The sequence below is a fragment of the Mycobacterium sp. 1165196.3 genome (assembly GCF_001673415.1).
GTDB lineage: Bacteria > Actinomycetota > Actinomycetes > Mycobacteriales > Mycobacteriaceae > Mycobacterium > Mycobacterium europaeum_A.
Map to the genome: position 1 here is coordinate 1 of NZ_LZLU01000010.1, position 13,162 is coordinate 13,162.

Sequence of the window (13,162 nt, forward strand, 5' to 3'; positions counted from 1 at the left end):
GCAACTCAGCCAGTTTGCCCCGGGGCGCCTCGGAATCGAGTCGCCGGCGCGTCGCACGCCCCGGGCCGCCGTCGCCGGCGTGATGCCGCTGCAGCCAGCCGGTCACGGCCTCGACGTGTCGTTCCGACAGCGTCTTGGCGCGCGCCGAATCGCCGGCGGCGACGGCGGCCCGGGGCGTGCGACGCGCCGGCGACTCGATTCCGAGGCGCCCCGGGGCAAACTGGCTGAGTTGCTCGCGGCCACCATCGGTGACGACATCGCCGCCAGCGGTTGGCAGGTGGGTTCGGTCTTCGGCACCGAGACGGCTCTGCTGGAGCGCTACCGGGTGAGCCGCGCGGTGCTGCGCGAAGCGGTACGGCTGCTCGAATACCACTCGATAGCCCACATGCGCCGCGGCCCCGGCGGCGGGCTCGTCGTCGCCGAACCCGCGGCACAGGCCAGCATCGACACGATCGCGCTGTACCTGCAATACCGCGATCCGAGCCGCGAAGACCTGCGCTGCGTCCGCGACGCCATCGAGATCGACAACGTCACCAAGGTCGTCAAGCGGCTCGGCGAATCCGACGTCGCGGCGTTTCTGGCCACCCACCGGCACGGGTTGCCGGACAACTCCCGACAGACGGCCGACGAGGTGCGCCGGGCGATCGCGGAGGAGTTCGACTTCCACGTCGGCCTCGCGCAACTCGCCGGCAACGCAATGCTGGATCTGTTCCTGCGGATCATCGTCGAGTTGTTCCGGCGGCACTGGTCGAGCACCGGACAGGCGCTGCCGACCTGGTCCGACGTGCTCGCCGTGCACCACGCCCACCTGCGGATCGTCGAGGCGGTCGAGGCCGCCGACGACAGCGTCGCCTGCTATCGCCTCCGCCGTCATCTCGACGCCGCCGCCTCCTGGTGGCTGTAGCCGCCGCGGCGGCGGCCGTCGAAACGGCCCCGCCATATGAGGTGAACCTAAATGTGATCCGTTGCGCGGTATAGCGAAGGCCCGACTTGGGTACTGACACGGGGGAAAGGCGTCAGCCGATCCAGCAGGGGGTTGGCGTAAGTGATCGAAAGCGAGAGCGCTGAAGTGACGGCGGGTAACGAAACCAGACAATACGGTTTCGTCCACACCGCAGGGATTTACCACTCTCAGCAGGAGTTTGTGGACTTGGTGGGCCGCTTCGTCGGCGACGGTTTGGCGTTGGACGAGGCGGTGTTGCTTGCCGTGCCGCCCGAGCCGCTCGAGGTGCTGCGCGATGCGTTGTACGGCGGCGACCAGCTGCCCGCCGGCGTGCGCATGGTCGACGTCACTGAGGTGGCACGCAATCCGAGCCGGTTCATGGCGACGGAGGGCGCGTTCATCGACGAGCACCCGGAGCAGCGCGTGCGGATCGTCAGCCAGCTCGCGTGGCCCGGCCGCAGCGATGAGGAGTTCGTCGCCTGTATCGAGCACGAGGCTCTGGTCAACGAAGCCATGGACGGCTACCCGGCGACCAGCCTGTGCCTGTACGACGCCAGCCAGCTCGACGATGAGGTGCTGGCGGACGCGCGCGCGACCCATCCGCTGCTGTGGGAATCCGGTGCGCTGCAGCACAGCCCGGCGTATGCCCCCGGCGACGTCCTGGAACGCTGCAACCGGCCGCTGGCCGCCGGTCCCGGGGCCGTCACGTACATGGTCCGCAAATCGGCGGACCTTCGGCCCGCCCGGTCCTTTGCCGTCGACTACGCGGGCTGGATGGGGCTGTCCCAGGAAAGCATCGAAGATCTGCAACTGGTCGCCACCGAGTTGGCCACCAACAGCCTGATGTACACCGGGGGCGCCTGTCGGTTGGCCTTCTGGAAAGACGACGGCCATCTGGTCTGCGAGGCGCGCGACTCCGGACGACTCGACGACCCGCTGGTGGGCCGCCTGGACCCGGGCCCCTGCGGTCCCGCGAGTCGCGGTCTGTACCTCGTCAACGCCATATCGGATCTGGTGCGCACCCACACCACCCGGACCGGTACGACGATCCAGGCGTATCTGCGGTTCGAGCCCGCCGCAGGGCCGGCCGGCTAGCCGTAGGGGTCCAGGCAAAAAGCGACCCGCCGAGACGTCAGTCCCAGCGGGTCGCTCGTTTTTCGGTCAGATGCCGAGGATGCCGCCTACGGTACCTAAGATTCCCCCGGTGCCGCCGCCGACGGTCCCGCCGAGGAGCCCGCCGCTTCCGGCTGCCGAAGTCGCGCACCCCGGTACTGCTAACACCACGGCCACCCCGAGGGCCGCGACGGCAGCTTTGAGGGTTTTCTTGGTGCTCTTCGCCTTCATGATCGTGCCTTCCATGTGAGGGGTAGTTGAACAGCCGTCTAATTGACTGTCGATCGCCGTCATACCCCCTGTTAAACATGGGTAAACCAAACTTTTAGGATTAATTTCTATATTTTTTTGTACGGTTCGTTTGTGGTCGGGCGGAAGTTGCAGGTGCGGCGCCCGGAGGTCTAATGTCAACGCTCGTGCGTCTTTTCGAGCGTTTCGTAGTAGCTAGCACCCGCAGCGGGTTCTGATCCTGACCGACCCCCCGCTGTGGGTCGGAAGTTACTGCCGTCGGTCGCTCCAGCAGACCAGAGAAGACCGGCACGATGACTTTTCCCGAGCGCCATCAGCTCCACTCTTTCCACCCCGCCAGCGCGTGGTTCGGCGAACGCTTCGGCGTCGCGTTGCCCCGCGGCCTGCGCGAACAGGCCGACACCATGCCCTGGGAGGGCTTCGTCGCGACCTACGGACGCAGCACCGGTCCACTGCGGCTCGGCCACTGGGAATGCGCCGACGCAGGTCGCGTCGCGACCCGGCTGGGCCCGCAGGCCCGCGACTTCCGGGCGGTGATCGCCGTGGGCGATCGCATCAGCACGCTCACCGCCGCCGCCGGTGGGCCGATCGCGGCGCTGACCGCGATGCTGCATGAGTGCGGGATGACGGTCGAGATCGTCCGATTTCATCAGATGCGGTCGGCGACCGGCACCGCCACGTTCATCCGCGGTGGCGACGGGGCGCGCACCGAATGGGCGATGGGCTGGTCGGACGATGCGACGCAGTCCGCGCTGCGCGCGGTGATCGCTTGCGCCAACCGGCTTTTCGCTCTCGAGTGAGGCGGCCGCTCTCGGCGATCACGGGGTGAGTTTCATGTGCGCTAGCGCCGGTGATAGCGCACATGAAACTCCGTCCCTACCCGACGGCAGCCACCGCCGGGGATGCTCTACAGCGGGCGCAGCACAATCGGCATGCCGTCCATCGGAATCGGCATGCCGCCGTAATCCCAGTGCGGCTGGTAGCCGGGCCGGGCCAGCTCCATGCGGTAGCGGCGCAGCAGCCGGTGCACGACGGTCTTGACCTCCAGCTGACCGAACACCATGCCGATGCACTTGTGCGCGCCACCGCCGAACGGCGCGAACGCATACCGGTGCCTCTTGTGCTCCGAGCGCGGTTCGGCGAACCTCTGCGGGTCGAATTTGTCTGGCTCCGTCCACAATTCGGACAGCCGGTGGTTCATGCCGGGCCAGATGGTGATGTTGGTTCCGGCCGGGATGTAGTGGCCCAGTAACTCGGTGTCGCGCACCGCCATCCGCATGTTGAACGGCAGCGGAGTCACCATGCGCAGCGACTCGTTCATGATGAGTTCGAGCGTTTCCAGCTTCTCCAGCGACTCGATGTCCAACGGCCCGTCGCCGAGGCGGGCGGACTCCTCGCGCGCCCGCTCCTGCCACTGCGGATTGGCGGCCATGTTGTAGACCATCGTGGTGGTCGTCGAGGTGGACGTGTCGTGGGCGGCCATCATCAAGAAGATCATGTGGTTGACGATGTCGGAGTCGGTGAAGCTGTTGCCGTCGTCGTCCTCGGTGTGGCACAGCACCGTGAGCATGTCGTTGCCGGTGGCGTTGCGGCGATCTCGCACCCGCTCGACGAAGTAGTCCTCCAGCAACTTGCGGGCCTTCAGGCCCCGCCACCATTTGAACGGCGGGATCGGCTGGCGGATGATGGCGCCGCCGGCTCGCGTCGTCGTGGTGAACGCCTGGTTGACCTTGGTGACCAGGTCGTGGTCGGACCCCGGCTCGTGACCCATGAACACCAGCGACGCGATGTCGAGGGTGAGCTCCTTCATCGCCGGGTGGAACAGGAACCGCGCGTCATTGGTCGGCCAGTTGGCGACGACGTCGGTCGCCACCCGATCGATGTGCTCGACATATCCGGTCAGCCGGCTGCGGGTGAAGGCCTCCTGCATGATCCGGCGGTGGTACATGTGCTCGTCGAAGTCGAGCATCATCAGGCCGCGGTTGAAGAACGGCCCGATCACCGGGTGCCAGCCCTTCTGCGAGAAGTCCTTGTTCCTGTTGGAGAAGACGGCCTGGGTGGCGTCGGGTCCCAGCGCGGTGACCGCCGGCATGATCGGCGAGTCCAGATAGATCAGCGGGCCGTGGTTTCGATAGAGGTGCAACGCATAGTCCGGGCCGCCGCGGAACAGCTCGATGATGTGGCCGAGGATCGGCAGCCCGGCGTCGCCCAGCACGGGTTTGAGGTCGCTGCCGGCCGGCGGTTCCGCCAGGATCTTGGTCTGCCACTCGTGGGCCAGCAGACGCTTCTCGATCGCCCCCATCCCCGGGATGGTCTGCAGTGTCGGGGTGAACCGGCGCCGCGCCTGATCCAACAGGTACTGCGGGGTGCTGATGGTGGCGGTCATAAACGCTCCTTTGCGTGCCCTCCCGGTGACGGCCGTCACTGATTCATAACCTTCGCTGAAAAACTTGACGGCTGTCAAGTTTGCTTTTCGGGCAGCGTGGTGCAAGGTCAGGGAGTGACCAGCGACCCCGCCACTCCCGAGCCGGGCGCCCGACGGCGTGGCGACAAGCAACGCCAGGCGATCGTGGCTGCGGTGCGTGAATTGCTGCAGGAAAAGCCTTTTGCGGAGCTGTCGGTCAGCACCATCAGCCTGCGGGCCGGGGTGGCCCGGTCCGGCTTCTATTTCTATTTCGACTCCAAATACGCGGTGCTGGCGCAACTGATGGCCGAAGCCACCGAGGAACTCGAAGAGCTCACGCAGTACTTCGCGCCACGCCAGCCGGGGGAGTCGCCCGAGGAGTTCGCCAAGCGGATGGTCGGCAGCGCGGCCGCGGTCTACGCGCACAACGACCCGCTGATGACCGCCTGCAACGAGGCCCGCCACACCGACGTCGAGATTCGCGACCTGCTGGACCAGCAGTTCGAGGTGGTGTTGGGCCAGATCGTCGCGATTGTGGAGGCCGAGATGAAGGCCGGAACCGCCAATCCGATCAGCGACGACCTGCCGACCCTGATCCGCACCCTGGCCGGCACCACCGCGCTGATGTTGACCGGCGACCCGGTGCTGGCCGGAGCCGACAGCGATCGGGACCGGCGGGTGCGCGTGCTCGAGCGGCTGTGGTTGCACGCGCTGTGGGCGGGCCGTCCCTAGCGCGGTGGTACCGCCGGTATCGTCACCGCCATGGCGCAGAGGGGATCCGGGCGGTCTTTCGCGGGGAAGCGGTGCCTGGTCACCGGTGCGGCCAGCGGCATCGGGCGTGCCACGGCGTTACGGCTGGCCGCGCAGGGCGCCGAACTTTATCTGACCGACCGGGATCGCGACGGCCTGGAGCAGACGGTCGCCGACGCGCGCGCACTGGGCGGTCAGGTCCCCGAGCATCGGGCCCTGGACATCGCCGACTACCAGCAGGTGGCGGCGTTCGCCGCCGACATCCACGCCGCACATCCCAGCATGGACGTCGTGCTGAACATCGCCGGCGTCTCGGCGTGGGGCACGGTCGACCGGCTCACCCACGAGCAGTGGAGCAAGATGATCGCCATCAACCTGATGGGCCCGATCCACGTCATCGAGACGTTCGTCCCGCCGATGGTGGCGGCCAAGCGCGGCGGGCATCTGGTCAACGTGTCCTCGGCGGCCGGGCTGGTGGCCCTGCCCTGGCATGCCGCCTACAGCGCCAGCAAGTACGGGCTGCGCGGCCTGTCGGAGGTGCTGCGCTTCGACCTGGCCCGCCACCGGATAGGCGTGTCGGTGGTGGTGCCCGGCGCGGTGAACACCCCGCTGGTGAACACCGTGGAGATCGCGGGCGTGGACCGCGAAGACCCCAACGTCGCGCGGTGGGTGCGCCGGTTCGCCGGCCATGCCGTGTCGCCGGAGAAGGCCGCCGACAAGATCCTGGCCGGGGTGGCCAAGAACCGATACCTGATCTACACCTCGGCCGACATCCGCGCGTTCTACGCCTTCAAAAGGCTTGCGTGGTGGCCCTATAGCGTGGCGATGCGCCAGGTGAATGTGATCTTCACCAAGGCGCTGCGGCCCGGCCCGCCGCTAGTCCGGCATGACCAGCTCGAGGCGCACCCCCAGCAAGCGGACCGGCCGGTCGAGCTCGAATAGGTCGAGCACCCGCAGGGCCGCGGCCACGATGACGTCGCGGTCGGTGCTGGGCGCGTCGAGCTTGCGAATCTTGGTGCGCGTGTAGAAGGTCGCGGTCCGTACGGTGACCGCCACCCGGGTCACGACCCGGCCCGCCGCCAGCACGTCCGTCAGCGCCTGTTCGGCCAAATCCGTTACGGCCGTGTCCATTTCGGAGCGATCGGTGAGATCGCGCGGGAAGGTGACGACGTGACTGCGCGAGCGCGGCACCCACGGCTCGGCGCTGACGTGGCTGTCGCCACCGCCCTTGGCCAACAGCAGCAGCCACAGCCCGGTGCGCGGGCCGAACGTCGCCGTCAGCAGCTCGGCGTCGCAGTGGGCCAGTTGCCGGACCGTCGTGATGTCAAGTTCGGCAAGCTTTTTCGCCGTCTTGGGGCCCACGCCCCATAGCGCGTCGACGGGGCGCTCGGCCATCACCGGCAGCCAGTTCGCATCGGTCAGCACAAAAATGCCGCCCGGTTTCGCGAATCCGGTGGCGACCTTGGCGCGCTGCTTGTTGTCGCTGATGCCGACCGAGCAGGACAGCCCGGTTTCCGAGGAGATGACGCTGCGGATCTGCTCGGCGACCTCGGCGGGGTCCTGTGCCGTCACCGCGACATAGGCCTCGTCCCAGCCCCACACTTCGACCGGATGGCCCAGATCGCGCAGCACCCCCATCACCTGATCGGAGGCCGCGTCGTAGGCGGCCGGATCCGAGGGTAGGAAGGTGGCCTCGGGGCAGCGGCGGGCGGCCGCGCGCAGCGGCATGCCCGCCCGCACACCGAACTCTCGGGCCTCGTACGAGGCGCAGGTGACGACCTTGCGCGGTTCGTTCGGGTCGCCGCTGCCGCCGACGATGACCGGCAGCCCGGCCAATTCGGGGTGGCGGCGCAACTCGACCGAGGCCAGGAACTGATCGAGGTCGACGTGCAGGACCCAATCCGTGGCGTTCACCGCCCGCACAGCTTGCGTGCCAGGCTCTCCCACGCGTCGCCCAACGTCGCCAGCGTGTGACCGCCCTCGGCCAGTTGATGTTCGACGTAATCGACGTCCAGCAGCGCGAGCAATGCGTCGGTCTGGGCATCGAGGTCGCCGGTGGAATCGGCCGCCTTGAGCAGCATCCGCACGTGCGTGCGTAACACCATCGCCGGTGCGTTGTGCCGGTTCTGCGGGTCGCGATTGGCGGCGGACAGCAGTTCGCAGTGGTCGTGAGCGAAACGGATCCGCTCGCGGCCGAACGCGACCAGCCGGTCCGCCGGGGGCGCGCCGGGGCCCAGGGGCGGCGGACCGAACAGGAACGCCTGCTGAACGGCCTGTTCGTCCTCGTCGAGCAGCACCATCATCAGACCGGCCCGGCTGCCGAAGCGGCGGAACAGCGTGCCCTTGCCCACCCCGGCGGCCGCGGCGATGTCGTCGGTGGTGACGGCGTCGGCGCCGCGCTCGGCGACCAGGTTTCGGGCAGCCTGGAGGAGCAGGGCGCGGTTGCGCGCCGCGTCGCCCCGTTCCTGGTGCACCACCTGGGGCGCGCACACGTGCAACTCACCGGACCGCTCGCTCACCCCTGCACTTTAACGCCGCCGGAATAAAGTGGACTACAGTCCGGTTAGGCCGTGCGAGGATGTACGCAACGATCGAAGGGAACCTGGGAACAGTGGCAATCAAAATCTTGGCGTTAGTGGGAAGCCTGCGGGCCGCGTCGATCAACCGCCAGATCGCCGAACTGGCGCGGGAGGTCGCCGCCGACGACGTGACCGTCACGATCTTCGAAGGCCTCGCGGAACTGCCCTTCTATAACGAAGAGATCGACGACGCGATGAACACCGGCGCGCCGCCGCTGGCCCCGGTGACCGCGCTGCGCGCCGCGGCCGCCGATGCCGACGCCGCCCTGGTGGTGACTCCCGAGTACAACGGCAGCTACCCGGCCGTCGTCAAGAACGCGATCGACTGGCTGTCGCGCCCGTTCGGCGACGGCGCGCTGAAAGGCAAGCCCCTGGCGGTCATCGGGGGATCCTTCGGCCAGTACGGCGGGGTGTGGGCGCACGACGACACCCGCAAGTCCTTCGGCATCGCCGGCGCACGGGTGGTCGAGGCGATCAAACTGTCGGTGCCGTTCAAGACCTTGGCGGGCAAGGCGCCCGCAGATCACGCCGACCTGTCCGCGAACGTGCGTGATGTGGTGGGCAAGCTGGCCGCCGAAGTCGGCTGATTGGCAGAAGTCAACAAGCCGCTCGCCGGGCGACCAGCGCGGTTGCCCTAACCGAATAGCAGAAGCCGCCAGGTCCGCCTGGCGGCTTTGCTGGCTGCGGATGGGTTCGTCGCCGCCGGCGGTGTTGTCGGTGGCCGCTGCTATACCAATCCCTATCGGAACCCCCGCCCCGGCGTGTGATCTGCGACACGCCGAGCGGGTGTCCGGATTTTTCCGCGACAAGGCTCACGACCAGGGAATTTCAAAATTGTTATTCAGAACATCTTGTATCTCGACAACTTGTCACCCACTAGGTGTAGTGTTTCGAGCACCGGCAGATCCCCGGGCCGCCGAGCCAGCCAGGCTCGGCGAACCCCCCGAAATCGGCACACACAGGTCGTTCGACCTCGCCCGCCGTACGACGGGAATCAGGGGGCCTGGCGGATCGCTGAACCTAGCAAAGACGCAGTCCAAAAGTAGTTGCCAGTCCATTGGGTCCCCCTCTTCCGCAAAGGAGCGGCATTCTATGAGCATCACCGTGTACACCAAGCCGGCATGCGTGCAGTGCAGCGCCACCTATAAGGCGCTCGACAAGCAGGGCATCGCCTACGAGAAGGTCGACATCTCGCTGGACGCCGAGGCGCGTGACTACGTGATGGCCCTGGGATACCTGCAGGCTCCCGTCGTGGTGGCCGGCAACGACCACTGGTCGGGTTTCCGCCCGGACCGCATCAAGGCGCTATCGGCGGCGGAACTGAGCGCGTAAGGCAAGACGTCAGGTAAGGAGGTTGCGGTGCCATGGACGTCAGGGGGCGCAACCCAGGTTCGACGAGTGGCGACCCGCTGCGCGCGGCTCGGGACCTGGTTGCCGCGTCCGCGGCATCGCCACTGGTCTATTTCTCCTCGGTGTCGGAGAACACCCACCGCTTCGTCGAGAAGCTGGGGATCCCCGCCACGCGGATCCCGCTGCATGGCCGCATCGAGGTAGACCAGCCCTACGTCCTCGTCCTGCCCACCTACGGCGGCGGCCGGGCCACCCCGGACCTCAACGCCGGCGGTTACGTGCCCAAGCAGGTCATCGCCTTTTTGAACAATGAGCACAACCGGTCGTTGATCCGCGGCGTCATCGCCGCGGGCAACAACAACTTCGGTGCCGAATTCGCCTACGCGGGCAACGTGATCTCGCGCAAGTGCGGCGTTCCGTACCTGTACCGCTTCGAACTCATGGGAACCCAGGACGACGTGGATGCCGTCCGCGCGGGCTTAGCCAATTTTTGGAAGGAACAGACGTGCCACCAACCGTCGCTGCAGAGCCTGTAACCACCGGAGCCCACGCGTTGCCGGGGGAGACGGATTACCACGCGCTCAACGCGATGCTGAATCTGTACGACGCGGACGGCAAGATTCAGTTCGACAAGGACCGCGAGGCCGCGCATCAGTACTTCCTGCAGCACGTCAACCAGAACACGGTGTTCTTCCACAATCAGGACGAGAAGCTCGACTACCTGATCAAGGAGAACTACTACGAGCGCGAGGTTCTCGACCAGTACAGCCGCAATTTCGTCAAGACGCTGCTGGACCGGGCCTACGCCAAGAAGTTCCGGTTCCCGACGTTTCTGGGCGCGTTCAAGTACTACACCTCCTACACGCTGAAGACGTTCGACGGGAAGCGCTACCTGGAGCGCTTCGAGGACCGCGTGGTCATGGTGGCGCTGACGCTGGCCGCCGGCGACACCGTGCTGGCCGAAAAGCTGGTCGACGAGATCATCGACGGGCGATTCCAGCCGGCCACCCCGACGTTTCTGAACTCGGGCAAAAAGCAGCGCGGCGAGCCGGTGAGCTGCTTTCTGCTGCGCATCGAGGACAACATGGAGTCGATCGGGCGATCGATCAACTCCGCGCTGCAGCTCTCCAAGCGTGGCGGGGGAGTTGCCCTGCTGCTGAGCAACATTCGCGAGCACGGCGCCCCGATCAAGAACATCGAGAACCAGTCCTCGGGCGTCATCCCGATCATGAAGCTGCTCGAGGACTCCTTCTCCTACGCCAACCAGCTCGGCGCGCGGCAGGGCGCCGGCGCGGTGTACCTGCATGCGCATCACCCGGACATCTACCGGTTCCTGGACACCAAGCGCGAGAACGCCGACGAGAAGATCCGCATCAAGACGCTGAGCCTGGGCGTGGTGATTCCCGACATCACCTTCGAGCTGGCCAAGAAGAACGAGGACATGTACCTGTTCTCGCCGTACGACGTCGAGCGGGTCTACGGCCTGCCGTTCGCCGACATCTCGGTTACCGAGAAGTACTACGAGATGGTCGACGACGCCCGCATCCGCAAGACCAAGATCAAGGCGCGCGAGTTCTTCCAGACGCTGGCCGAGCTGCAGTTCGAATCCGGCTACCCCTACATCATGTTCGAGGACACGGTGAACCGGGCGAACCCGATCGACGGCAAGATCACCCACTCGAACCTGTGCTCGGAGATCCTGCAGGTCTCCACGCCGTCGGTGTTCAACGATGACTTGTCGTATGCCAAAGTGGGCAAGGACATTTCGTGCAACCTGGGGTCGCTGAACATCGCCAAGACGATGGACTCGCCCGACTTCGCGCAGACCATCGAGGTCGCGATCCGGGCGCTGACGGCGGTGAGCGATCAGACCCACATCACCTCGGTGCCCTCAATCGAGCAGGGCAACAACGAGTCCCACGCGATCGGCCTCGGCCAGATGAACCTGCACGGTTACCTGGCCCGCGAGCGCATCCACTACGGCTCCGAAGAAGGCATCGACTTCACCAACATCTACTTCTACACCGTGCTCTACCACGCACTGCGCGCCTCGAACCGCATCGCGATCGAGCGGGGCAGCAAGTTCGGCGGCTTCGAGAAGTCGAAGTACGCCTCGGGTGAGTTCTTCGACAAGTACACCGAGCGGGTGTGGGAACCGGCCACCCCGCGGGTGCGCGAGATCTTCGCCGAGGCGGGCATTCGCATTCCCACGCAGGAGGATTGGCAGCGGCTGAAGGAGTCGGTGCAGCAGCACGGCATCTACAACCAGAACCTGCAGGCCGTCCCGCCGACGGGATCGATCAGCTACATCAACCACTCGACCAGCTCGATCCACCCGGTGGCGAGCAAGATCGAGATCCGCAAGGAAGGCAAGATCGGCCGTGTCTACTACCCGGCGCCGTATCTGACCAACGACAACCTGGAGTACTACCAGGACGCCTACGAGATCGGTTACGAGAAGATCATCGACACCTATGCCGCGGCCACCCAGCACGTGGACCAGGGCCTGTCGCTGACGCTGTTCTTCAAGGACACGGCCACCACTCGCGACGTGAACAAGGCGCAGATCTACGCCTGGCGCAAGGGAATCAAGACGCTGTACTACATCCGGCTGCGCCAGATGGCTTTGGAGGGAACAGAGGTCGAGGGCTGCGTGTCCTGCATGCTCTAACGCCCCGGCGCCCGGTGTAAAGCCGGGCGCCACCGCGTTTTCCGGCCACCGCCCGCGTAATCCGGGTAGACCGGCTGTCGTAGCCGCCCTAACTTTGCATCAGACAGCGACCCGAGCGACGCAGATTCGTTCGGGGGCCAGACGATGCAAAGGGGCGATCATGCCACGGACCCGTGACGATAGTTGGGACCTCAAGACCGGCGTAGGCGCGACGGCGACGATGGTGGCCGCGGCACGGGCGGTCGCCAGCAGGCAAACCGACCCGGTAATCAGGGATCCGTTCGCCGAGGTATTGGTCCGGGCGGTCGGACTACGATTGTTCACCCAAATAGTCGACGGCACAATCAGTTTCTCCGACCTCGATGTCGCCTGGATGCCCGCCTACTTCGGGATGCGCAGTAGCAGCCTCGATGACTTCGCCCTCGACGCGTGTCAGTCGGGCATTCGGCAAGCCGTGATCCTGGCCGCCGGATTGGATTGTCGCGCCTACCGGTTGGATTGGCCGTCGGCGATGTCCATCTACGAAGTCGACCAACCGCGGGTAATCGAGTGGAAGCGCAGCGTCCTGACCGGATTGGGCTGGCCGCCTGCAGACGGGCACCACTGCCTAGGCATCGATTTGCGCCAGGACTGGTCAACGGCATTGCGGCAAGCGGGTTTCGATGGCGCTCAGCCGACCGTCTGGATCGTCGAGGGCCTCCTCATCGGGTACCTACCGCCCGAGACACACGACGAGATACTCGACGCGATCACCACCTTGAGTGCCCCTGGCAGCCGGCTCGGGGCCGACTACATCGACAGCCCCCGGGCCGACGCGCTTGGCGATAACCTGCGAATGCACCATGCGATGTGGAATGAGCGGGACCCCGAAATAGACATGCGCGACCTGACTTTCGCCGGAAAGCACGCCGATCCGGTGGCGTATCTGGCCGAGCGTGGCTGGAAGGCAAGCAGTGCGGATCTCGACACCGTCTTTCGGGACGCCGGGCGACCCGCTCCCACCGGGGACGGCTTCGCCGAGCTTGCGAGTTTCACCCGGATGCTCAGCGGGTTGCGCACCTAGCCGTTTCGTCGCAGCTGCGTTCACTGTCATCCCCGCATGT

The 13,162-nt window shown here is 66.2% G+C and carries 14 protein-coding genes; 10 read left to right on the plus strand and 4 right to left on the minus strand.

The features are described 5' to 3' along the window. Together A5659_RS00890 and A5659_RS00895 are read left to right on the plus strand one after the other, a co-directional pair. Positions 1-904: FadR/GntR family transcriptional regulator (locus tag A5659_RS00890; RefSeq protein WP_231997698.1), on the plus strand; the 904-nt coding region annotated here is incomplete at its 5' end. A gap of 141 nt (positions 905-1,045) precedes the next feature. Then, positions 1,046-2,038 (plus strand): sensor histidine kinase, encoded by a 993-nt coding sequence (locus tag A5659_RS00895; protein ID WP_066881265.1) that lies wholly within the window; start codon positions 1,046-1,048, stop codon positions 2,036-2,038. Between the two features lie 66 nt (positions 2,039-2,104). Here A5659_RS00895 and A5659_RS00900 read toward each other — a convergent pair whose 3' ends face one another. Continuing rightward, complete coding sequence (locus A5659_RS00900) at positions 2,105-2,350, minus strand: hypothetical protein (protein WP_231997699.1); 246 nt, start codon at positions 2,348-2,350, stop codon at positions 2,105-2,107. Between the two features lie 248 nt (positions 2,351-2,598). Between A5659_RS00900 and A5659_RS00905 the strand changes: the two genes are divergently transcribed. Continuing rightward, on the plus strand, positions 2,599-3,105 hold the full coding sequence (locus A5659_RS00905) for a homocitrate synthase (protein WP_067178859.1): 507 nt from the start codon (positions 2,599-2,601) through the stop codon (positions 3,103-3,105). 107 nt (positions 3,106-3,212) lie between these two features. Here A5659_RS00905 and A5659_RS00910 read toward each other — a convergent pair whose 3' ends face one another. Then, on the minus strand, positions 3,213-4,691 hold the full coding sequence (locus tag A5659_RS00910) for a cytochrome P450 (RefSeq protein ID WP_067178861.1): 1,479 nt from the start codon (positions 4,689-4,691) through the stop codon (positions 3,213-3,215). A gap of 114 nt (positions 4,692-4,805) precedes the next feature. Here A5659_RS00910 and A5659_RS00915 point away from each other — a divergent pair, with 114 nt between their 5' ends. Together A5659_RS00915 and A5659_RS00920 are read left to right on the plus strand one after the other, a co-directional pair. Next, the gene (locus A5659_RS00915) at positions 4,806-5,441 is read left to right on the plus strand and encodes a TetR/AcrR family transcriptional regulator (RefSeq protein ID WP_066881260.1); all 636 of its coding nucleotides are present in this window, start codon (positions 4,806-4,808) and stop codon (positions 5,439-5,441) included. A 30-nt stretch (positions 5,442-5,471) separates the two neighbouring features. Beyond that, complete coding sequence (locus A5659_RS00920) at positions 5,472-6,401, plus strand: SDR family oxidoreductase (protein ID WP_067178863.1); 930 nt, start codon at positions 5,472-5,474, stop codon at positions 6,399-6,401. Here A5659_RS00920 and A5659_RS00925 read toward each other — a convergent pair. Both A5659_RS00925 and A5659_RS00930 read right to left on the minus strand, forming a co-directional pair. Further along, a complete protein-coding gene (locus A5659_RS00925; protein ID WP_067178887.1) occupies positions 6,336-7,373 on the minus strand; it encodes a DNA polymerase IV in 1,038 nt (345 codons plus the stop codon). The two genes, A5659_RS00920 and A5659_RS00925, sit on opposite strands and share 66 nt — an antisense overlap. After that, complete coding sequence (locus A5659_RS00930) at positions 7,370-7,978, minus strand: TetR/AcrR family transcriptional regulator (RefSeq protein WP_067021500.1); 609 nt, start codon at positions 7,976-7,978, stop codon at positions 7,370-7,372. Before A5659_RS00930 ends, A5659_RS00925 begins: the two co-directional genes overlap by 4 nt. A 59-nt stretch (positions 7,979-8,037) precedes the next feature. Here A5659_RS00930 and A5659_RS00935 point away from each other — a divergent pair, with 59 nt between their 5' ends. The 5 genes from A5659_RS00935 (at position 8,038) to A5659_RS00955 (ending at position 13,122) form a co-directional block, all read left to right on the plus strand. Then, the gene (locus tag A5659_RS00935) at positions 8,038-8,625 is read left to right on the plus strand and encodes an NAD(P)H-dependent oxidoreductase (RefSeq protein ID WP_067178865.1); all 588 of its coding nucleotides are present in this window, start codon (positions 8,038-8,040) and stop codon (positions 8,623-8,625) included. A 505-nt stretch (positions 8,626-9,130) separates the two neighbouring features. Next, entirely contained in the window at positions 9,131-9,370 is a 240-nt protein-coding gene (locus A5659_RS00940; protein WP_064877378.1) for a redoxin NrdH, read from the plus strand. Between the two features lie 32 nt (positions 9,371-9,402). Continuing rightward, complete coding sequence (gene nrdI, locus A5659_RS00945; RefSeq protein ID WP_231997700.1) at positions 9,403-9,924, plus strand: class Ib ribonucleoside-diphosphate reductase assembly flavoprotein NrdI; 522 nt, start codon at positions 9,403-9,405, stop codon at positions 9,922-9,924. Continuing rightward, positions 9,894-12,059: a class 1b ribonucleoside-diphosphate reductase subunit alpha gene (gene nrdE / locus A5659_RS00950; RefSeq protein WP_066864740.1), complete on the plus strand. Its 2,166-nt coding sequence runs from the start codon at positions 9,894-9,896 to the stop codon at positions 12,057-12,059. The genes nrdI and nrdE overlap by 31 nt, the downstream gene beginning before the upstream one ends. A 160-nt stretch (positions 12,060-12,219) precedes the next feature. Then, positions 12,220-13,122: an SAM-dependent methyltransferase gene (locus A5659_RS00955; protein WP_067178867.1), complete on the plus strand. Its 903-nt coding sequence runs from the start codon at positions 12,220-12,222 to the stop codon at positions 13,120-13,122. Positions 13,123-13,162 lie beyond the last annotated feature (40 nt).